This window comes from Micromonospora sp. RTP1Z1 (assembly GCF_033804685.1).
Classification (GTDB): domain Bacteria; phylum Actinomycetota; class Actinomycetes; order Mycobacteriales; family Micromonosporaceae; genus Micromonospora.
On the sequence record NZ_JAPFQV010000018.1, the window covers coordinates 40,200 to 59,049 of the forward strand.

Genomic DNA, 18,850 nt, shown 5'->3' on the forward strand with positions numbered 1-18,850 from the left:
CCACCGGGACGCGGGCGCCTGGCGACTCGTGAGTAACCGGCGGCTCGTGGTTACCTGACAGCCGTCCCCACCCCTGGACGCCGGGAGGAAATACATGATCGAGTCACTGCTGGTCGCCAACCGGGGCGAGATCGCCCGCCGGATCATCCGTACCGCCAAGCGGCTCGGGATCCGCGCGATCGCGGTGCACTCGGAGGCCGACGCCGGCCTGCCGTTCGTGACCGAGGCCGACGAGGCGGTCTGTGTCGGGCCGGCCAACCCGGCGCAGAGCTACCGGAACGTCGAGGCGATCCTGGCCGCCGCCAAGTCCACCGGTGCGCAGGCGATCCACCCCGGGTACGGCTTCCTGTCGGAGAACGCGGACTTCGCCCGTACCGTCGAGGCCAGCGGCCTGATCTGGGTCGGACCCGGCGCCGACGCGATCACCGCGATGGGCGACAAGATCAACGCCCGGAACCTAATGGCGGCGGCCGGGGTGCCGGTCGCGCCCGGCACCACCGAGCCGGCCGCCGACCTGGACGCGGCGGTCGCCGCCGCCGCCGAGATCGGCTACCCGGTGATGGTCAAGGCCGCGGCCGGTGGCGGCGGCATGGGCATGGGCGTGGCGACCGACGAGGCCGCGCTGCGCACCGAGTACGACAAGGTGCGCTCGTTCGCCGAGCGGATGTTCGGCGACGGCTCGGTGCTGCTCGAGCGGTACTTCCCCCGGGTGCGCCACGTCGAGGTGCAGATCCTGGGCCTGGCTGACGGCCGGGTGGTGGCGCTGGGCGAGCGGGAGTGCTCGGTGCAGCGGCGAAACCAGAAGCTGGTGGAGGAGTCGCCGTCCCCGGCGGTCTCTCCGGAGCTGCGCGAGCGGTTCCTGGCTGCCGCTGTGCGCGCCGGTGAGGCGGTCGGCTACCGGAATGCCGGCACGGTGGAGTGCCTGTTGGATCCGGCGACGAACGAGTTCTTCTTCCTGGAGATGAACACCCGGCTCCAGGTGGAGCACCCGGTGACCGAGATGGTCTACGGGGTGGACCTGGTTGAGGAGCAGTTGCGGGTGGCGGCGGGCCTGGCACCGACCTTCGACCCGGACGCGCTCGCCCTGCGCGGGCACGCCATCGAGCTGCGGATCAACGCCGAGGACCCGAAGCGCTTCCTGCCCGGCCCGGGCGCGATCAAGACCTGGGTCGAGCCGACCGGCGAGGGCGTGCGGGTGGACTCCGGCTTCGTCGAGGGCAACACCGTCACCCCGTTCTACGACAGCCTGATGGCCAAGCTGATCGTGAGCGGCAAGGACCGGACGGAGGCCGTCGAGCGCGCGAAGGCTGCCGTGGCGCAGTTCGAGATCGCCGGCCCGAAGTGCAACCTGCCCTTCTTCGCCGAGCTGCTGGAGAACGAGGAGTTCCTCTCCGGCGACTACGACACCGGCATCGTGGGCCGGATGCGCTGACCGCGTTGGGTGCGGCTGGCGGGGTGGGAGTGGGAGGCTGGGGGAACCCCAGTACAGCGACGCGTCACAGTGAGGTGACCCCTTATGGCGGAACTGCCGGACTTCGTCTCCATCCGTGAGGTCGGGCCGCGCGACGGGCTGCAGAACGAGGATCCGATCCCGACCGATGCCAAGGTGCGGCTGCTCGACGCCCTCTCCGGCACCGGCGTCACCCGGATCGAGGCGGCTTCCTTCGTGCACCCGAAGGCGATCCCGCAGATGGCCGACGCCGACGAGGTGTGGCAGCGGGCCACGAAGGCCGAGGGCGTGCGCTACTCGGCGCTGGTGCCGAACACCCGCGGCGCGCAGCGCGCCCTGGCCGCCGGCTTCACCGAGATCGAGGTGGTGGTCTCCGCCAGCGACACGCACAACCGGCGCAACGTGAACCGCTCCACCGAGGAGTCCCTCGACGACATCGCGGAGCTGATCGACCTGCTGCACGGCGCGAACGCCCGGGCCGAGGTGATCGTGGCGACCAGCTTCGGCTGCCCGTACGAGGGGGACGTTGACCCGGAGCGGGTCGCCGGCATCGTGGACCGGGTGGTCCGGGACGGCGCCGACCGGGTCGCGTTCGGCGACACCACCGGCATGGGCACCCCGCGCCGGGTCCGCGAGCTGATCACCGCGGTACGCGACCGCAACGCCCACATCCCGGTGCTGCTGCATTTCCACAACACCCGGGGTACCGCGCTGGCCAACCTGCTGACCGCGCTGGAGCTGGGGGTCACCGAGTTCGACGCCAGCGTCGGCGGCCTCGGCGGCTGCCCGTACGCCCCGGGGGCGAGCGGCAACCTGGCCACCGAGGAGGCCGTGCACATGCTGCATGACATGGGGATCGACACCGGGATCGACCTGGACGCCCTGATCGAGGCGGCCGAGCTGGCGGAGGAGCTGCTCGGCAAGAAGCTCCCCTCCGGCGTCCTCCGCGCCGGCCCCCGCACCCGCCTCACCCCCCGCCCCACCTGACCCCCCCAACTTCCACGCCCTGGTGGGGGGTCGGTGGCGGGGTCGCCGGAGGGGTGGTCGGTGCGCTAACCTAACGATCGTTCAGGTCGGTCGGCCCGCTCACGAGGTGGCCGGCCCAGGTGGCGAGGGAGTCGGCGTGACGCTCGACGGTGAGGCACTGGAGCAGCTGCGCAAGCGCTCCCGGGCCGGCGGTGCGGACAAATATCACGCGGCGAACGCCGCCAAGGGCAAGCTCTTCGCCCGGGAGCGGGTCGCGCTCCTGGTCGACGAGGGCTCCTTCGTCGAGGACGGGCTCTACGCCAACGCGCAGGCCGAGGGGCTGCCCGCCGACGGCGTGGTCACCGGCACCGCCACCATCGACGGCCGCCAGGTCTGCCTGATGGCCAACGACTCCACGGTCAAGGCCGGCAGTTGGGGCGCGCGTACGGTCGAGAAGATCATCCGGATCATCGAGCGGGCCTACTCGACCGGCGTGCCGATGGTCTACCTGGTCGACTCGGCCGGCGCCCGGATCACCGACCAGGTCGACCTCTTCCCGGGCAGGCGGGGCGCCGGGAAGATCTTCTGGAACCAGGTCCGCGCCTCCGGCTCGATCCCGCAGGTCTGCGCGCTCTTCGGACCCAGTGCGGCCGGCGGGGCGTACATCCCGGCGTTCTGCGACGTGGTGGCGATGGTGGACGGCAACGCCAGCATGTACCTCGGCTCCGACCGGATGGTCGAGATGGTCACCGGCGAGAAGACCACCCTGGAGGCGATGGGCGGGGCCAAGGTGCACTGCGCCGAGTCCGGCGTCGGGCACTTCCTCTGCAAGACCGAGGCCGACGCGCTGGACGTGGTGCGCCGCTACCTGTCGTACCTGCCGGCCAACTGGACGCAGCAACCGCCGGCCGCCGAGGCCGTCCCCGCGTCCGAGAAGGTCGACCTGGCCGCGCTGGTCCCGGCCAGCGAGCGGCAAGCCTTCGACATGCGCCGGTACGTCAAGGGCCTGCTCGACGACGGCTCCTTCTTCGAGATCCAGGCGCTCTGGGCCAAGGAGCTGACCATCGGCTTCGGCCGGCTGGGCGGCGAGGTCGTCGGCGTGGTCGGCAACAACTCGATGTTCAAGGGTGGGGTGCTCTTCGTCGACTCGGCCGACAAGGCGACCCGCTTCGTGCAGCTCTGCGACGCGTTCAACGTGCCGCTGCTCTTCCTCTCCGACGTGCCCGGCTTCATGGTCGGCAGCGTGGTGGAGAAGCATGGCATCATCCGGCACGGCGCCAAGATGATCACCGCGATCTCCGAGGCGACCGTACCGAAGATCTGCGTGGTGGTCCGCAAGGCGTACGGCGCGGGCCTCTACGCGATGGCCGGCCCCGGTTTCGAGCCGGACGCGACGATCGCCCTGCCCACCGCGAAGATCGCGGTGATGGGCGCGGAGGCCGCGGTCAACGCGGTCTACGCCAACAAGATCGCCGCCATCGAGGACGCCGACGAGCGGGCCGCCTTCGTCGCCGCCAAGCGCGAGGAGTACGAGCGGGACATCGACGTCGTCCGGCTCGCCAGCGAGCTGGTGGTCGACACGATCGTCGAGCCGCACGAGCTGCGCGCCGAGCTGGTCCGCCGGTTCGCCGCCGCCCGCACCAAGGACCGGCACTTCTCCCGGCGCCGGCACGGCGTCACCCCGGTCTGACCGCGCCGCCACCGCGACCGGCCGACCGCGACCCGACCCGCGACAGCGACGAAGAGCAGCACCGCGCCGCCACCACACCCAGCGATCCGCCCGGCCGTCACGAGCGACCGGCGGAGCCGTCCTTGACAGGAGGAACCGATGGACTTCCGGCTCAGCGAGGAACAAGAGGCGCTGCGGGAGAGCGTGCGGGAGTTCGCCCGCGAGGTGGTTGCCCCGACCATCGCGGAGCACTACGAGCACCACACGTTCCCGTACGAGATCGTCCGGCAGATGGGCAAGATGGGGCTGTTCGGCCTGCCCTTCGGCGAGGAGCACGGCGGCATGGGCGGTGACTACTTCGCGCTCTGCCTGGCGCTGGAGGAGCTGGCCCGGGTCGACTCCAGCGTGGCGATCACCCTGGAGGCGGCGGTCTCCCTGGGCGCGATGCCGATCTACCGCTTCGGTACGGACGAGCAGAAGGCGCGGTGGCTGCCGAAGCTGCTCAGCGGCGAGGCGCTGGCCGGCTTCGGCCTCACCGAGCCGGGCTTCGGCTCGGACGCCGGCGGCGCCCAGACCCGCGCCGTGCTGGACGAGGCGACGAACGAGTGGGTGATCAACGGCTCGAAGGCGTTCATCACCAACTCGGGTACCGACATCACCGCGCTGGTCACCGTCACCGCGGTCACCGGCACGAAGCCGGACGGCTCGAAGGAGCTGTCCACCATCATCGTGCCGTCGGGAACGCCCGGCTTCACGGTCGCGCCGGCGTACTCCAAGGTCGGCTGGAACGCCTCGGACACCCACGAGCTGACCTTCGACGACTGCCGGGTGCCGGCGGCGAACCTGCTCGGCCAGCGCGGCCGGGGCTTCGCCCAGTTCCTGCGCATCCTCGACGAGGGGCGGATCGCCATCGCCGCCCTGGCCGTCGGCCTCGCCCAGGGCTGCGTCGACGAGTCGATCAAGTACGCGAAGGAGCGGCACGCCTTCGGCCAGCCGATCGGCAACTACCAGGCGATCCAGTTCAAGATCGCCGACATGGAGCTGAAGGCGCACACCGCTCGGCTGGCCTACTACGACGCCGCCGCCCGGCTGCTGGCCGGCGAGCCGTTCAAGCGGCAGGCCGCGATCGCCAAGCTGCACGCGAGCACCGTCGCGGTGGACAACGCCCGCGAGGCCACCCAGATCCACGGCGGCTACGGCTTCATGAACGAGTACCCGGTCGCCCGGTTCTGGCGGGACGCCAAGATCCTGGAGATCGGCGAGGGCACCAGCGAGGTGCAGCGCATGGTCATCGCCCGCGACCTCGGCATGTGAGGTGACGCAGACCCGTCCGGGCCGGTCCAGGTTCGGACGGGTCGCGCTGCTGTCGGATATCCGCGACGGAACGTCGGCTGGCCGACGATGACCTGCCGGCGGTCGCACCCGATCCGTACTCTTCGTGCCCATGACTCCGGATCATGATCGTTCGCGGAGCCCGGGCGGTCGTACCGTGTTGTCCGATCTGTTGCGGGGGCACCGGCTCGCCGCCGGCCTCACCCAGGCCGAGCTGGCAGCCCGGGCGGGCGTGGGGGTGCGGACCGTCCGCGATCTGGAGCGGGGCCGGTCCGTGCGCCCCCAGCGCACCACCGTCGAGCTGCTCGCCGACGCCCTCGACCTGACCCACGTCGCCCGGACGACCTTCCTCGCGGCGGCCCGGCCGTCGCCGGCCGACGGGCCGCGCCCGGCGGGACGCCACCTTCCGGTCACCGGCCCCGGCGCCGCCCCCTCCGGTACGCCGATCGCGCTGGCCGAGGTGATCCGCCTGGAGGGCCGGTACGCCGACGCGGCGGAGCAGGGACGGCGGGTGGCGGCGGCGCTGGCCGAGCTGGGCGACCCGGGGCACCGCCGTCGGGTGCTGGGCACGGTGGGGTTGGCGCTCGCCCAGGCCGGCCGGGGCGCCGAGGCGCTGGAGGTGGTGGCCGAGCTGCGGTCGGGGACGCCCGGTTCCCGGGTGCCCGGGCAGCGCCGCCCACCGCGGGCCGAGGGGTTCTCGGCCGCCGGGCGGCCGGAGGACGCGGTCTGCGCGTTGATCGAGGGCAATCTGGCGTTGTACCAGGGGGATCGGGAGTTGGCGGCCGAGTGGTTCGCCGCCGCGGTCGAGGCGGGCGCGGACGGTCAGGACCGGCGGGACCTGGTGGAGGCGCTGGTCGGGCTCGCGGCGAGCACGGCCGACGTGACGGTGCTGGGTCGGCTCGACGAGGTCCGCCGGGCGGGCGGGGTCAGCCTGCTGCCGTAGGAGGAGGCCCTGCTGTACGCGTTGGTGGCGCGTCGTACGGGGGACGCCCGACGGGGTGCGCCGGGCGGCTGATCGCGGCGCTCGCCGAATCGGGGCTGGCCCGGGGACAGAGGCGCGGGGGTGGCGCGAGCGAAAAAGCCCCCTGGTGTTGCCCCTCGCTCATCGCTCGCGCCGGCACCCCCCGGTGCGCCCCCGCTGACGAAAGACTATCCGCCTCACGTGGGCGGTTTAGGGGTTTCTACGGGCTTATGGACCGGCGGCAGGCCGGTTCTGCCGGTCTTTCTGCCGGTGGGCGAGCGGGTCGGTGGTTTCCGGTCAGGAGTCGGTCGCCGTCGGTTCCTCGGTCGGCGCCGGCCGGGTGCTGCCCGCGGTCGCGCACGGGTGGACCGCGTCGCGGACCCGGCGCAGGCCGTCGAGGAGGGCCGCCAGCTCGTGCGGTTCGAGCTGCCCGGTGAACCACTGCTCGATGATCCGCAGGTGTCCGGGGAGGGTCTCGTCCAGCCGGGTCAGCCCGGCGCTGGTGACCACCGCGTATGAACTGCGCCGGTCGGAGGGGCAGGCCCGGCGGCAGAGCAGGCCGTCGCGCTCCATCCGGTCGACCACGCGGGTCACTCCGCTGGTGGAGAGGGTGGTCTGCGCGGCGAGGTCGGTCATCCGCAGCTGGTTGCCCGGTGAGCGGGCGAGTCGGGTCAGCACCTCGAACTCGACCGGGGAGAGGCCGTGTTCCTCGAACTGCGCGGCGAACCGGGCCGTCAGGCCGGCGTGCACCTCGTAGAAAAGGCCGACGGCGGTGACCCGGGGGTCGTCGAACTCGTTCTGGTTCACACGTACATCCTAGCAGTACTTGACACGGGGAATATTGCTGTGCCTATAGTTGCTCAGTCAGTCGTTGGGTTACTAAACAATCTTCCGTGGAGGACAGCACCATGACCAGCAGCACCGAATCGGTCACCCGCGACTGGGAGGGCCTCACCATCCCGGCCGCCGGCACCTACCTGTTGGACGCGGCTCACAAGCGCGTCGGGTTCGTCGCCCGGCACATGATGGTCAGCAAGGTGCGCGGTGAGTTCGCCGACACGGCCGCCACGATCACCATCGCGGAGGACCCGCTGCAGTCCTCGGTGACCGCCACCATCCAGGCCGCCAGCATCGACACCGCCCAGGCCGACCGTGACGGGCACCTGCGCAGCCCCGAGTTCCTGGACGCGGAGACCTTCCCGACGCTGGAGTACCGCAGCACGGGCGTGAAGTCCCGCTCGGGCAACGAGTTCGTCCTCTCCGGTGAGCTCACCATCAAGGGCGTCACCCGCCCGGTGGACCTGGTGGTCGAGTTCGAGGGCGTCGGCCGCAGCCCGTTCGGCCAGGACATCTTCGGCTTCTCCGCCACCACCGAGATCGACCGCGAGGAGTTCGGCCTCACCTGGAACGTCGCCCTGGAGACCGGTGGCGTCCTGGTCGGCAAGAAGATCAAGATCGAGATCGAGGGCGAGGCCATCCGCCAGGCCTGATCACCCCGTACGACCCGACGGGCCCGCGCTGTCATGCCGACGGCGCGGGCCCGTTCGCGTACGCCGGTGAGGGTGCGAATTGTCACGACCCGTTCGTCTCCGCACCCGGTGCTCGGGGTGCGGGGCTGGGTAGAGATGCCGCCGGGAGCGGTCCGCCGGTCCGGACCCTGGTTCGGGCGCCCGGACGCTCTTACCGTGGATGTTTCACAATGCGTTCCGGGACGGTACGGTTCCGTTGCGCTTCGCGCCGGGAGGACACATGGGCAGGGACGTCGAGCAGGGCGCCTTCTCCCGGGAGGACAGGGTCCGCTACCGGCAGAAGGTCCGGCGGTGCCTGGACGTCTTCGCGCTGATGCTGGACGACTTCGGCTTCGACGCCGACCGTCCGATGACCGGGCTGGAGATCGAGCTCAACCTGGTCGACTCGGCCGCCGAGCCGGCCATGCGCAACGACCAGATCCTCGCCGACATCGCCGACCCGCTCTTCCAGACCGAGCTGGGGCAGTTCAACCTGGAGCTGAACGCCCCACCCCGGCTCATCGAGGGCGGCGGCTTCGCCGACTACGAGCAGGACCTGCGCAGCAGCCTCAGCCGCGCCGACGAACGGGCGGCGAAGTCCGACGCCAGGATCGTCCTGGTGGGCATCCTGCCCACCCTCACCGAGCGCCACCTGGTGGCCGACAACCTCTCCACGGACGAGCGCTACCGGGTGCTCAACGACCAGATCGTCGGCGCCCGCGGCGAGGACATCGAGCTGGACATCCGGGGGGTCGAGCGGCTCCGGACGCACACCGACTCGATCGCCCCCGAGGCCGCCTGCACGAGCCTCCAGTTCCATCTCCAGGTCGCGCCGGACAGCTTCGCCGACTACTGGAACGCCTCCCAGGCCATCGCTGGGGTCCAGGTCGCGGTCGGTGCCAACTCGCCCTACCTCTACGGCCGGCAGCTCTGGGCCGAGACCCGGATCGCCCTCTTCGGGCAGGCCACCGACACCCGCCCGGACGAGCTCAAGGCGCAGGGCGTACGCCCCCGGGTGTGGTTCGGCGAGCGGTGGATCACCTCGATCTTCGACCTCTTCGAGGAGAACGTCCGGTACTTCCCGCCGCTGCTGCCGATCTGCGAGGACGAGGACCCGGTCGAGGTGCTGCACGCCGGCGGGGTGCCCGAGCTGAGCGAGCTGCGGCTGCACAACGGCACCGTCTACCGCTGGAACCGGCCGGTCTACGACATCATGAACGGCCGCCCGCACCTGCGGGTGGAGAACCGGGTGCTGCCGGCCGGCCCGACGGTGGTGGACATGCTGGCGAACGCCGCCTTCTACTTCGGACTGGCCCGCGGGCTGGCCGAGTCGGACCGGCCGATCTGGAGCCAGCTCACCTTCAGCTCAGCCGAGGAGAACTTCTACGCCGCCGCCCGCCGGGGCATGGACGCCACGCTGCACTGGCCCCGGCTGGGCGAGGTCCCGGTGACCAAACTGGTGCTCGACGTCCTGCTGCCCAAGGCCGCGCAGGGGCTGGACCGGTTCGGCGTCGCCCCGGCGGAGCGGGACCGCCTGCTCGGCGTCATCGAGCAGCGCTGCCGTACCGGCCGAAACGGGGCGGTCTGGCAGACCGAGACCGTCTGGGCGGCCGAGCGGCACCGGGGCATGGACCGGGACGCCGCGCTGCACCACATGCTCCAGCGCTACGCCGAGCTTCAGCGCGGCAACGAGCCGGTGCACACCTGGCCGGTCGACTGACCCGCCGGGTCCGCCCCACGCCGGCTTCTCCCGCGGTACGACCGACCGCGCCGGCCGGACGGGACGCCGGCCTCGGCCAAGGTGTGATCAGCGTCCGCGCCGGCCGGGTCGGGGCTTCGGGCCGCTGGTCGGAGCGGTCGTGGTGGCGTTCTCCGGCTGGTCGGTCCGGGTCCTCTCGACCGGCGTCGCCGGTGCCGGATCGTCCACCGAGGGCGGGTCGGCTGCCGCCGTCGGACCGGCCGGCGTGGCCGGTTCCGGGCGCGACATCGTCGCCGACTCCACGGGCGGCTCGGCCACCCGGGTGGCGGTCCGTCGTCCACCGCGACTGCCCGCGCGGCGACCGCCGCCCGTCCCGTCGCCGGACGTTGTCGCCCCGTCGAGCGGTCCCGGTGCGAGGTCGGCCGGCGGCTCGTCGAGGGCCGCGGGGTCGCGACCGGTCGACAGGTCGTCCGGTTCGCCGGTGCGCTGCCGGGGCAGGGTCACCCCCGCCGGCACGGCGCTGCGGCGCTCCGCCCGCTCGGCCAGCGCGGCCACCAGGACCGAGCCGGCCGCCCCGGCGATCACCGCGTACGGGGCGATCAGATGGGCCGAGACCTGCTCGGCGGCGATCGCGGCGAGCCTCGGCACGGCCAGCAGGTACGCCACCGCGACGAGCAGCGGTCCGGCCGTCCCCGAGACCGCCGCCCCGACCCGACCCTCCGGCAGCCGGGCGGTACGCCGAGCGGCCAGCGCGCCGATCACCAGCGCGGAGCCCATCGCGAGGAGCGCCCCCGGCCAGTAGAAGTAGTCCCGGATCCAGAACCGCTCGCTGTCCGAGCTGATCTGCCAGATGCCGAGCTGCGCGCTGGTCAGACCCCGCCCGGCGAGCACGCTGTCGACCACCGAGACCACGGCGAGCAGCCAGAGCCACGCGGTCGTGGCGATCAGGTTGGTGGCGGCCGCCCGCGAGTGCAGCGCCCAGGTAGCCACCGCCACGCCGACCAGCAGCCCGACGGCGGCATAGCCCGCGGCGACGGTCTGCGGGGAGAAGGTGTCCGGCACCCGCGCCGCGCGGGCCGGCACGGCGACCAGGAGCACCGTGACCAGCGCGCCGAACGCCCCGGCAACGGCCAGGGTGATCTTCCTCAGCGTCCCGCCCGGCTCCTCGTCCTCGCCGCCGCGGTCCCGCAGCCGCTGGGCGCAGACCGCGCCCGCGACGACCGAGGTGGCGGAGATCCAGGTGGCCCAGGCGAGGCTCGCCACCCAGGCCGCCTCGACCGTCGCGGCCTCCGCCGGCGTCCAGTCGATGATGCCCAGGCCGTAGCCGAAGCCCAGTTGCGCCGCGCCCGCACCGGCAGCGACACCGATCGCGGTGGCGACCGATCCTCCCCAGCCCCGTCTGGCCATGCCGGGGAGCGTAACGTCCCAGCGTCGGCGCGGCGAGTCGTGGCGGCCAGTCGGTACCGGCCGCGGCCGGGTTTGGTGGCGGCGGTTACGGTCGCCGATGAGGAGGCGGCGGACGCGATGACGGATGGCTACCCGGATCGGCAGGCCTCGCCCGGGCGGGACGACCCGGGGCCGGACCGGACCAGATTGCTGCTCGGCGGCGGCCTGGCGGTGGCGCTGCTGGCGGTGATCGGCGCGAGCGGCGGCTGGCTCCTCGCCGGCGGACGGTCCGATCCGCCCGACCGGCCGATCGCGGTGGCGACCACCGCACCGGCCCCGAGCGAGGCGACGCCGACCACGGACGCGCCCGGCACCACGCCCCCGGTCACCCGGACGACCGCGCGGACCACCCCAGCCGGCGGGCTGACCGTGCCGGAACTGGTGGGCGACGATTTCGAGGACGCCCGCACGCAGTTGCACGAGCGGAAGCTCGGCTGGCGGCTGGTCTTCGGCGCGGGGGCCGGCCGGAACGTCGAGCGCACCAACCCGGAGCCCGGTACGCCGGTGCGGCGGGGCATCACCGTCACCCTCTGGGTGGCGGGCCCGGCACCGGCCGTGGCCGTACCGGACCTGGTCGGCGACCGCTGCGACGCTGCCGCGAACGACCTGGTCGAGGCGGGCCTCTACCCGCGCTACCGCACCGGCCGGCGCGGGACGGTCACCGCGCAGGACCCGGTCGCCGGCGCCCCGGCCCACTGGAACGACCCGGTCGCCCTCGCCTGCGGCGATTCGCCGTCGACCACGCCCGACAGCCCCCCACCGACCCCCTGACGACGGCTCGCCGCGCTGATCCCCGCCGATGGCGGTCCGGACCGCTAACTTGAATGATCGAGGGCCAGGGCGTCCGCCCCGGTGGGGAAAGGACGTGCCATGAGCGACGACCGCCAGGAGCCACCCGCCGGAGACGACGCCGACGCCACCCGGGCGCTGCCGCCGGACCGCGGCGCGGACGACGCCGACGCCACCCGGTCGCTGCCGCCCGAGCGCACCCCAGGGGAGGCCGACGCCACGCGGCGGCCGCCGCCGACGGGTGACCGGACCGCGCGGCAGGAGCCCGGCGATCGGACGGCGCCGCTGCCAGCGGCCTGGTCCGGGCGGGCCGGGGTTCCGCCGCCCCGTCCGGTCGACTACCAGGAGGCCGGCACCGAGTGGTACACCGAGGAGCAGGCGGGCCGGCGCTGGTGGATGCCGATCCTGCTGGGCATCCTCGCCCTGCTGTTGATCGCGCTGATCGGGTTGGGCGTCTGGCTGGCGCTGCGCGCGGCGGACCGCAGTCCCGCGCCGTCCCCGCCGCCCACGCGCGCACCGACCAGCGCTCCGGCGACCACGGCCGCGCCGACCTCGGCGGCGCCGAGCAGCCAGCCGCCGACCACTCCGCCCGCCACCACGGCCGCGGCCCGGGTGCCGATGCCGCCGCTGGTCGGGCTGCCGGAGGCGGCCGCCCGGGCGATCCTCGACCGGTTGGGTGTGGACTACCGGGTGGAGACCCGGACGTCGGACCGACCGGCCGGCACGGTGATCGAGACCGACCCGGGCGCCGGCAAGCTGATCTCCGAGGGGGACCAGGTCACCGTCGTGGTCGCCGAGGCCGCGGCCCGGACGACCGGCGCCGGCACTCCCACGCCCGGCCCCGCGGCCAGCGCAACCCCCTGACCCTCACCACTGCCGGCGCCGGGTGCCCACCAGGCCGAGCCCGGCCAGGGAGATGGCGAGCCCGAGGAGCCCCGAGTAGAACAGTGACCGGGTGAGGTCGTCCGTCGTCCGTGCGCCGGTCGGTCCCTCGGCCATCGCGCCCTCGCCGGCTCCACCGCCGGCCTGGTCCGAGCCGGCGCCCGGGGGGGCGCCGAGGGCGTCGGCACCGGCCGGGCCGGCCCAGCCGGGCTCGTCCGGCTCGTCGGGCGGTACGGAGCCTTCCCCGGCCACGGTGATCTCCGGAGCCGGTACGGGCTCGCTCAGTCGCTGGGTGGAGGAGAGGGCGGGGTGGTTGACCAGGACCGCGAGTGCGGTCGTGGCGCCTAGGAGCGCGAGGAGCCCGAAGGCGTAACCGACACGGGACCTGTGGTGCCGCCGCGCGGCGGGCAGATTGACCATGGCCATCCCAGGTTCAGGGTCCGGGACGCGCGGGGTGGAGACTTCGCCGGGGTGGGCGTACCGATTCTATGGCGGCGGTACGCCCCCGACCTGGCAATCGCGGTGTCAGCCCACCCGAACCGGGGTCCGGGCGACCGGTTGCCGGGTGCGCGCGGTGTGCGGACGGGGTGCCGTCGCGGCCTGGACCTCAGACAGTCCGGCCGACTGTACGAAGATCGACCGCCGGTTGACCGCGTCCCCCGCCGCGTTCAACTCATAGCCGTCGAGCCACAGCCAGCCGTCGTAGGTCGGCCAGTCGAGCACCCGGATCACCCGGAACATGATGGGTCGAAGGAACTGGACACTCGCCGCGCGAGTCACGTGCAGTACGTCACCGGAGCGGGGAAGCACATGGGCTCCTGGGAAGGGTCGGCCGGCGGGCGAGCCGGCGGGAGCTGATCGGGGGACAGTTCGGGCCCGGTGACGGGGTCGTGCCTCGTGGACCGGCTGATCAAATTTTCGGTGCTGGTCGGGCCGTACCCGCGGTGGCGTGCCGCCACCCGACCATCACCCGGCTGCTCCGGTTACCGCTCCCACCGCCACAGCCGTCGGGCGTGCAGCGGCGGGGTCTTCACCCCGGGGCAGGTCTCGTTATGCCAGCTCGGACCGGCTCACCCTCCGCCGACCGGCGCCCGATGTGATCACGTCGGGAGATCAAGTGGAGACGCTGAGTGACCCGTGCCATACGGACAGAGTGCATCAGCGACGTGCTTCATGCAAGTTGCACGTCGACTTTTGCCGATACGGAGCACGACACGTGAACGGGCATGCTTGATGACCTCGGCACCGGGGCGGCACACTGGACGCCGGTTTCGCCCGTCGCGGCCGGTCGACGACCGGCACCACCCCTGCCGCGAACGATCGCCCGCCGTACCACGGTCGCGCCCCCGGCGGGGGGTCGAGCCGGGCGCGACCGACCGGAGGTGGCCGGGTGAGCGCGAGGGGCCAGGGTTCCCGCACCACGACCCGCGGAGCGGCGTCGTGAGCGAGCGGCGCAGCCCCACCATCCGGCGTCGTCGCCTGGGGGCGGAACTCCGTCGCCAGCGGGAGTCCGCCGGCATCACCATCGAGACGGTGGCCGAGCAGCTCGAGTGCTCGGCTTCCAAGATCTCCCGCATCGAGACCGGCCACACCTCCGCCACCCCACGCGACGTACGGGACATGCTCCGGATCTACGGGGTGGTGGGCGCCGAGAGCGACGAGCTGGTGCAGATCGCCCGGGAGGCCCGGCAGAAGGGCTGGTGGCACCCGTACAGCACGGTGCTGGTCGGGGCGTACGTGGGGCTGGAGGCGGCGGCCAGCTCGATCCGGGCGTACGAGCAGCAGGTGGTGCCGGGCCTGCTGGAGACCGAGGAGTACGCGGGAGCGATGATCCGGGCCGCCCGGCCCGACTTCACCGCCGACCAGGTCCACCAGCGGGTGCGTGTCCGTCTGGGTCGTCAGTCGTTGTTGATCCAGGACGATCCGGTCGATCTGTGGGTGGTGCTCGATGAGGCGGTGCTGAGCCGGCCGGTGGGCGGCGACGCGGTGATGCGTGGCCAGCTCAAGCGGCTGGTGGAGGTGGCCGAACTGCCGAACGTGACGTTGCAGGTCCTGCCCTTCGAGGTGGGCGCGCACGCCGGCATGGACGGGACCTTCACGATCCTCAGCTTCCCCGAACCGAGTGATCCCGATGTCGTGTACGCGGAGAACGCCACGGGTGGGCTCTTCCTGGAGAAGAGCGACGAACTGCAGAAGTACAGCTTCATCTTCGATCACATTCGAGCAGCGGCCATACGCCCAGAGGAATCCATCGCACACATCGCAAAACTGGCAGAGGAGCCGTTGTGGAAATGGCGACCAAGGAGTTCCCCGTGGACCTGACGCAGGCGACCTGGTTCAAGAGCTCGAAGAGCGGGCCGAACTGTGACAACTGCGTGGAGGTCGCATACGTGACCGGGGCGGTCGGCGTCCGGGATTCGAAGGACAAGGCGGGCCCCGCCCTGGTCTTCGGCCCCGGCGACTGGCACGCCTTCGTCGCCGGTGCCAGGGACGGTGTGTTCGCCCGGGACTGATCCGGCGACCCGGACTTGGGAAACGTGGTCCCGCCCGGCAGCGTGGCCGGGCGGGACCAGTTCGTCCATCCGGGTTCGTCCACCCGGGCGGGCCGGCGCGGGGTGACCCGTCGCCACTTCCGCTCCGCCTCGTTGAACCGCACAGATCGGCAACCGAGCGAGGCAGGGCGAGACGGATGACGACGATCGGTTCAGAGAACCTCAGCAACGGCCCGGGCAAGCCGGAGCGCTTCGGCGGCAAGTACCGCGGGGCGCGCCGGGACACCGTGCTCACCGAGGTGGTCTCCGCCGACAGCGAGATCGGCGGCCGGGACGGCGCCCCGCCGGAGCAGGCCGGTCCGCCGCTGTCCCTGCCGTCGCTGGACCCGAATCCGCTCACCGAGCCGTCGTTCCCGCCGGCCGGCTGGCCGCCGGAGCCCACCGAGTCCCTGGTGGACCATCCGCTGCTGCGCGGGCTGCTGATGGAGCTGCCCCCGAAGGGCAGTGTCCCGCCGCCCGGCTGGCTGGACCGCTGGTTCGAGGCGACCCGGGCGATCCTCGAACTGCTATATGTGCAGGGGGCTGGCCGCTCGCGGTGAGGCGACGGCCGCCGGCAGCGCCCGCTCGGCGAGCCGGTTGTGCCGCAGCGCGTGACGGACTCCGATCGCGGCGACCCCCAGCGTGCCGGCGGTGATCGCGGCACCGGTCGCGCCGGCCCCGGTGAAGAGGTCGACGCCCGCGGCCGAGATCACGGCCGGGACGACCGCCAGGGCGGTCACCTGCAGCGGCAGCCCGATCAGCGGGTGCGCCGCGGCGGCCCGCAGGCCGTGCGGGGCCGGGGTCTCCGGCGCCCGGGCGAACGCCCCCGCGCCGGCCCGCAGCCGCCGGACGCGCCGGACCGTGCAGACCGCGACCACCAGCGCCGGGAACGCCGCGACGGCGAGACCGGTGGCGGCCCGGTCGACCGGCGTGCCGCCCGCGCTCTGCAGGCCCGCGAACAGCACCGCGGCGGTCAGCGCCAGGCCGGCCAGGGTCAGGGCGGACAACCATCCGGTACGCCGGCGGAGTGCGCGGGCACGGTCCAGCCGGGGCAGTCCGTCCGCGACGACGGCGGCAGCCACCCAAACGGCGGCGACCGGGAGCAGTACGGCGAGATGGTCGTCCATGCCGCCAGCCTCGCCCAGTTCGACGTTCACCGGATCCGGGGCCGTCCCCGGTCCGTCCCGTACGTCGTCCCGTAGGGGCCATCTCACCGGTGCTATTGCGGATTCGGCATGTTCCCACCGGGGTCGTTCCCGGCTTAGCCTCGTCTCGACACCGCGCGAGCGGTCCCGAGCCAACCTTCCCACCGGCGTCCGGCGGTCACCCCCACAGGTGGCCGCCGCGCGTCGTACCGGGGTCAGACGGCGAAGGTGGCCGGGCGTTCCGTGGCCGGGGGCGGCGGGGTGGCCTTCCACAGGCCGGTCTTCTGCGCGGCCAGGCGCGCCAGGTAGGCCGGGTTGAGGATGACGTACCGCCGCCAGAGCCGCTTCGGCTCCAGGCCGAGCCGCCAGAACCACTCCAGCCCGGCGCGCTGCATCCACGGCGGCGGGTTGCGCAGCAGGCCGGCGTGGTAGTCGAAGGCCGCGCCGACCGCCATCAGCGGCATGTCCAGCAGCGGCCGCATGGCGTACGCGAAGACCTCCTGCCGGGGGCAGCCCAGGCCGACCAGGACGAGCCGGGCGCCACTGGCCCGGATCCGGTCGGCGATCTCGGCGTCCTCGCCGGGCTGCACCTGACGGAACTTCGACGGCTCGACGCCGGCGATCTTCAGCGCCGGGAACTTCTCCTCCAGCGCCGGGATCAGCCGCGCCAGGGTCTCCTCGGTGGAGCCGTACAGGTAGACCGGCAGCCCCTCGTCGGCGCAGCAGGCGAGCACCCGGAGGGTGAGCTCCGGGCCGTACACCCGGTCGGTGAGGCCCGCGCCGTGCAGCAGGTTGAGCGCCCAGCGGACCGGCTGGCCGTCCGGCGTGACCACGTCGAACGAGTTGAGCCGGGCGTTGTGCGCCGGGTCGAGCACCCCGGTCATCACCCCGTGCACGGCCAGCGCGGTCAGGGCCAGCGGGCGGCGCTCCCGCGCGGCGCTGACGACCGCCTCGGTGGCCGCGGCGTAGTCGGTCGCGTCGACCAGTACGCCGAGCACGTTCCGCTTGGTGCCGGTGGTCATGCCTGCGGCACCCACTTGTCCACGTTCGCCTCGTAGATCTCGCGCGCGATCATCGGCACGTCGTAGACCTGCTTCCAGTCCGGGTAGTCGGCCTGGAACGCCTCGGTCGAGCCGATCCACCACTTGTGGTCGCCGATCCGGTTCGCCTCGACGTACTCGCTGATCATCTTGTGGCCGGTGATCTCCTCGGCCAGGGTGAAGACCTCGCGCATCGAGATGTTCGAGTGTCGGCCGCCGCCCAGGTTGTAGACCGCCGCCGAGCGCGGGTTGCGGAAGAAGGCCTCGAACGCGGAGACCACGTCCGAGCTGTGGATGGCGTCCCGGACCTGCTTGCCCTGGTAGCCGAAGATCTTGTACGTCCGGCGCTCCATGTTCGCGCGCATCACGTAGCCGAGGAAGCCGTGCAGCTCGGTGGCCGAGTGCGCCGGGCCGGTCAGCGTGCCGCCCCGGAAACAGGCGGTCTTCATGCCGAAGTACCGGCCGTACTCCTGGACCATCACGTCGGCGGCGACCTTGGAGGCGCCGAAGACCGAGTGCAGGCAGGCGTCGATCGACATGTCCTCGCGGATGCCCTGCTCGTACGGGTGCCCCGGCTCGATCTCCCAGCGGGTCTCCAGCTCCACCAGCGGGAGGCTGTTCGGCCGGTCGCCGTAGACCTTGTTGGTCGAGCAGTGGATCACCGGTGCCTCGATGCAGTGCTCGCGGACGTTCTGCAGCACGTTGAGAGTGCCGCCGGCGTTGACGTCGAAGTCGGTGAACGGGTCCCGGACGGCCCAGTCGTGCGACGGCTGCGCGGCGGTGTGGATCACCACGGCGATGTCCCGGCCGTAACGGGTGAAGATCTTCGCCAGCGCGTCGCGGTCCCGGATGTCGATGCTGTGGTGCGAGTATCCGGAGCCCAGCTCGTCGGTGAGCCGGCGGACGTTCCAGGCGGTCGACGCCTCGGCGCCGAAGAACTCCTGCCGCATGTCGTTGTCGATGCCGACCACGTCGAGCCCGAGGCCGGCGAAGTGCCGGACCGCCTCGGAGCCGATCAGGCCGCCCGAGCCGGTCACCAACGCGACAGTCACACGCCACTCCTGGTCACTAGGAGGCAGGGAAACCATCGGAGCATAGCGTGATGTCCGGCACGCCCCGACACGGCGCGAGGGCCCCGCGCCCGCGGAGCCCTCGTGATGGTGGGGAAGAGGGGAGTTGAACCCCCACGTCCTTTCGGACACACGGACCTGAACCGTGCGCGTCTGCCATTCCGCCACTTCCCCGTGGCTTAACCTGCAACATCGTATCCCATCGCTCCCGCCGCCTGCGGCGGGTGCCCGGACATATTACGCTGTCACTGGTTATCGCCACGAGCGATCACCGTTCGTGGCGGACAAAACTTTAGCACGACCCGAGGGGTCCGCCCGAACAGGCCGCCGGCGGCGGGCCGAGCGGCATGTGAGCTGCGAGG

The 18,850-nt window shown here is 72.6% G+C and carries 19 protein-coding genes and 1 tRNA gene; 12 read left to right on the forward strand and 8 right to left on the reverse strand.

The genetic code is table 11. The features are described from left to right. The first annotated feature begins 94 nt into the window (after positions 1-94). The 5 genes from SLP03_RS11920 to SLP03_RS31590 all read left to right on the forward strand — a co-directional run bounded on the left by SLP03_RS11920 (position 95) and on the right by SLP03_RS31590 (position 6,360). Positions 95-1,432, forward strand: a complete 1,338-nt coding sequence (locus SLP03_RS11920; protein ID WP_319460619.1) for an acetyl/propionyl/methylcrotonyl-CoA carboxylase subunit alpha — start codon at positions 95-97, stop codon at positions 1,430-1,432. A gap of 84 nt (positions 1,433-1,516) precedes the next feature. Further along, entirely contained in the window at positions 1,517-2,437 is a 921-nt protein-coding gene (locus SLP03_RS11925; protein ID WP_319460620.1) for a hydroxymethylglutaryl-CoA lyase, read from the forward strand. A 136-nt stretch (positions 2,438-2,573) separates the two neighbouring features. Continuing rightward, the gene (locus tag SLP03_RS11930; protein ID WP_319460621.1) at positions 2,574-4,106 is read left to right on the forward strand and encodes an acyl-CoA carboxylase subunit beta; all 1,533 of its coding nucleotides are present in this window, start codon (positions 2,574-2,576) and stop codon (positions 4,104-4,106) included. A 138-nt stretch (positions 4,107-4,244) separates the two neighbouring features. Beyond that, complete coding sequence (locus SLP03_RS11935) at positions 4,245-5,399, forward strand: acyl-CoA dehydrogenase family protein (RefSeq protein ID WP_319460622.1); 1,155 nt, start codon at positions 4,245-4,247, stop codon at positions 5,397-5,399. Between the two features lie 130 nt (positions 5,400-5,529). Next, the gene (locus tag SLP03_RS31590; RefSeq protein WP_413644505.1) at positions 5,530-6,360 is read left to right on the forward strand and encodes a helix-turn-helix transcriptional regulator; all 831 of its coding nucleotides are present in this window, start codon (positions 5,530-5,532) and stop codon (positions 6,358-6,360) included. A 315-nt stretch (positions 6,361-6,675) separates the two neighbouring features. Here the strand turns inward: SLP03_RS31590 and SLP03_RS11950 are convergent, their stop codons facing one another. Continuing rightward, on the reverse strand, positions 6,676-7,185 hold the full coding sequence (locus tag SLP03_RS11950) for a MarR family winged helix-turn-helix transcriptional regulator (protein ID WP_319460623.1): 510 nt from the start codon (positions 7,183-7,185) through the stop codon (positions 6,676-6,678). Positions 7,186-7,286: 101 nt separating this feature from the next. On the opposite strand from SLP03_RS11950, the gene SLP03_RS11955 reads away from it, so the two are divergent. Both SLP03_RS11955 and SLP03_RS11960 read left to right on the forward strand, forming a co-directional pair. Then, positions 7,287-7,868 (forward strand): YceI family protein, encoded by a 582-nt coding sequence (locus tag SLP03_RS11955; RefSeq protein ID WP_319460624.1) that lies wholly within the window; start codon positions 7,287-7,289, stop codon positions 7,866-7,868. Positions 7,869-8,127: 259 nt separating this feature from the next. Further along, positions 8,128-9,606, forward strand: a complete 1,479-nt coding sequence (locus SLP03_RS11960) for a glutamate--cysteine ligase (RefSeq protein WP_319460625.1) — start codon at positions 8,128-8,130, stop codon at positions 9,604-9,606. 87 nt (positions 9,607-9,693) lie between these two features. On the opposite strand, the gene SLP03_RS11965 is transcribed toward SLP03_RS11960, so the two are convergent. Further along, complete coding sequence (locus tag SLP03_RS11965; protein ID WP_319460626.1) at positions 9,694-10,992, reverse strand: hypothetical protein; 1,299 nt, start codon at positions 10,990-10,992, stop codon at positions 9,694-9,696. Between the two features lie 117 nt (positions 10,993-11,109). Between SLP03_RS11965 and SLP03_RS11970 the strand changes: the two genes are divergently transcribed. Further along, the gene (locus tag SLP03_RS11970) at positions 11,110-11,802 is read left to right on the forward strand and encodes a PASTA domain-containing protein (RefSeq protein WP_319460627.1); all 693 of its coding nucleotides are present in this window, start codon (positions 11,110-11,112) and stop codon (positions 11,800-11,802) included. A 99-nt stretch (positions 11,803-11,901) separates the two neighbouring features. Further along, a complete protein-coding gene (locus SLP03_RS11975; RefSeq protein WP_319460628.1) occupies positions 11,902-12,684 on the forward strand; it encodes a PASTA domain-containing protein in 783 nt (260 codons plus the stop codon). A gap of 3 nt (positions 12,685-12,687) precedes the next feature. On the opposite strand, the gene SLP03_RS11980 is transcribed toward SLP03_RS11975, so the two are convergent. Together SLP03_RS11980 and SLP03_RS11985 are read right to left on the reverse strand one after the other, a co-directional pair. Then, positions 12,688-13,128, reverse strand: coding sequence for a hypothetical protein (locus tag SLP03_RS11980; RefSeq protein WP_319460629.1), 441 nt, complete (start codon positions 13,126-13,128; stop codon positions 12,688-12,690). A gap of 99 nt (positions 13,129-13,227) precedes the next feature. Continuing rightward, entirely contained in the window at positions 13,228-13,512 is a 285-nt protein-coding gene (locus SLP03_RS11985) for a hypothetical protein (RefSeq protein ID WP_319460630.1), read from the reverse strand. A gap of 630 nt (positions 13,513-14,142) precedes the next feature. On the opposite strand from SLP03_RS11985, the gene SLP03_RS11990 reads away from it, so the two are divergent. From SLP03_RS11990 to SLP03_RS12000, 3 genes are all read left to right on the forward strand, one after another. After that, complete coding sequence (locus SLP03_RS11990) at positions 14,143-15,024, forward strand: helix-turn-helix transcriptional regulator (protein WP_319460631.1); 882 nt, start codon at positions 14,143-14,145, stop codon at positions 15,022-15,024. Then, complete coding sequence (locus tag SLP03_RS11995; RefSeq protein WP_319460632.1) at positions 14,994-15,215, forward strand: DUF397 domain-containing protein; 222 nt, start codon at positions 14,994-14,996, stop codon at positions 15,213-15,215. Before SLP03_RS11990 ends, SLP03_RS11995 begins: the two co-directional genes overlap by 31 nt. Positions 15,216-15,391: 176 nt before the next feature. Continuing rightward, positions 15,392-15,793, forward strand: coding sequence for a hypothetical protein (locus SLP03_RS12000; RefSeq protein ID WP_319460633.1), 402 nt, complete (start codon positions 15,392-15,394; stop codon positions 15,791-15,793). On the opposite strand, the gene SLP03_RS12005 is transcribed toward SLP03_RS12000, so the two are convergent. The 4 genes from SLP03_RS12005 to SLP03_RS12020 all read right to left on the reverse strand — a co-directional run bounded on the left by SLP03_RS12005 (position 15,761) and on the right by SLP03_RS12020 (position 18,662). Then, the gene (locus SLP03_RS12005; protein WP_319460634.1) at positions 15,761-16,447 is read right to left on the reverse strand and encodes a hypothetical protein; all 687 of its coding nucleotides are present in this window, start codon (positions 16,445-16,447) and stop codon (positions 15,761-15,763) included. The two genes, SLP03_RS12000 and SLP03_RS12005, sit on opposite strands and share 33 nt — an antisense overlap. Positions 16,448-16,593: 146 nt before the next feature. Continuing rightward, a complete protein-coding gene (locus SLP03_RS12010) occupies positions 16,594-17,400 on the reverse strand; it encodes a WecB/TagA/CpsF family glycosyltransferase (protein WP_319460635.1) in 807 nt (268 codons plus the stop codon). Then, complete coding sequence (locus tag SLP03_RS12015; RefSeq protein WP_319460636.1) at positions 17,397-18,470, reverse strand: NAD-dependent epimerase/dehydratase family protein; 1,074 nt, start codon at positions 18,468-18,470, stop codon at positions 17,397-17,399. The genes SLP03_RS12010 and SLP03_RS12015 overlap by 4 nt, the downstream gene beginning before the upstream one ends. A 106-nt stretch (positions 18,471-18,576) precedes the next feature. Beyond that, positions 18,577-18,662: transfer RNA gene (locus tag SLP03_RS12020), tRNA-Leu, on the reverse strand. Positions 18,663-18,850 lie beyond the last annotated feature (188 nt).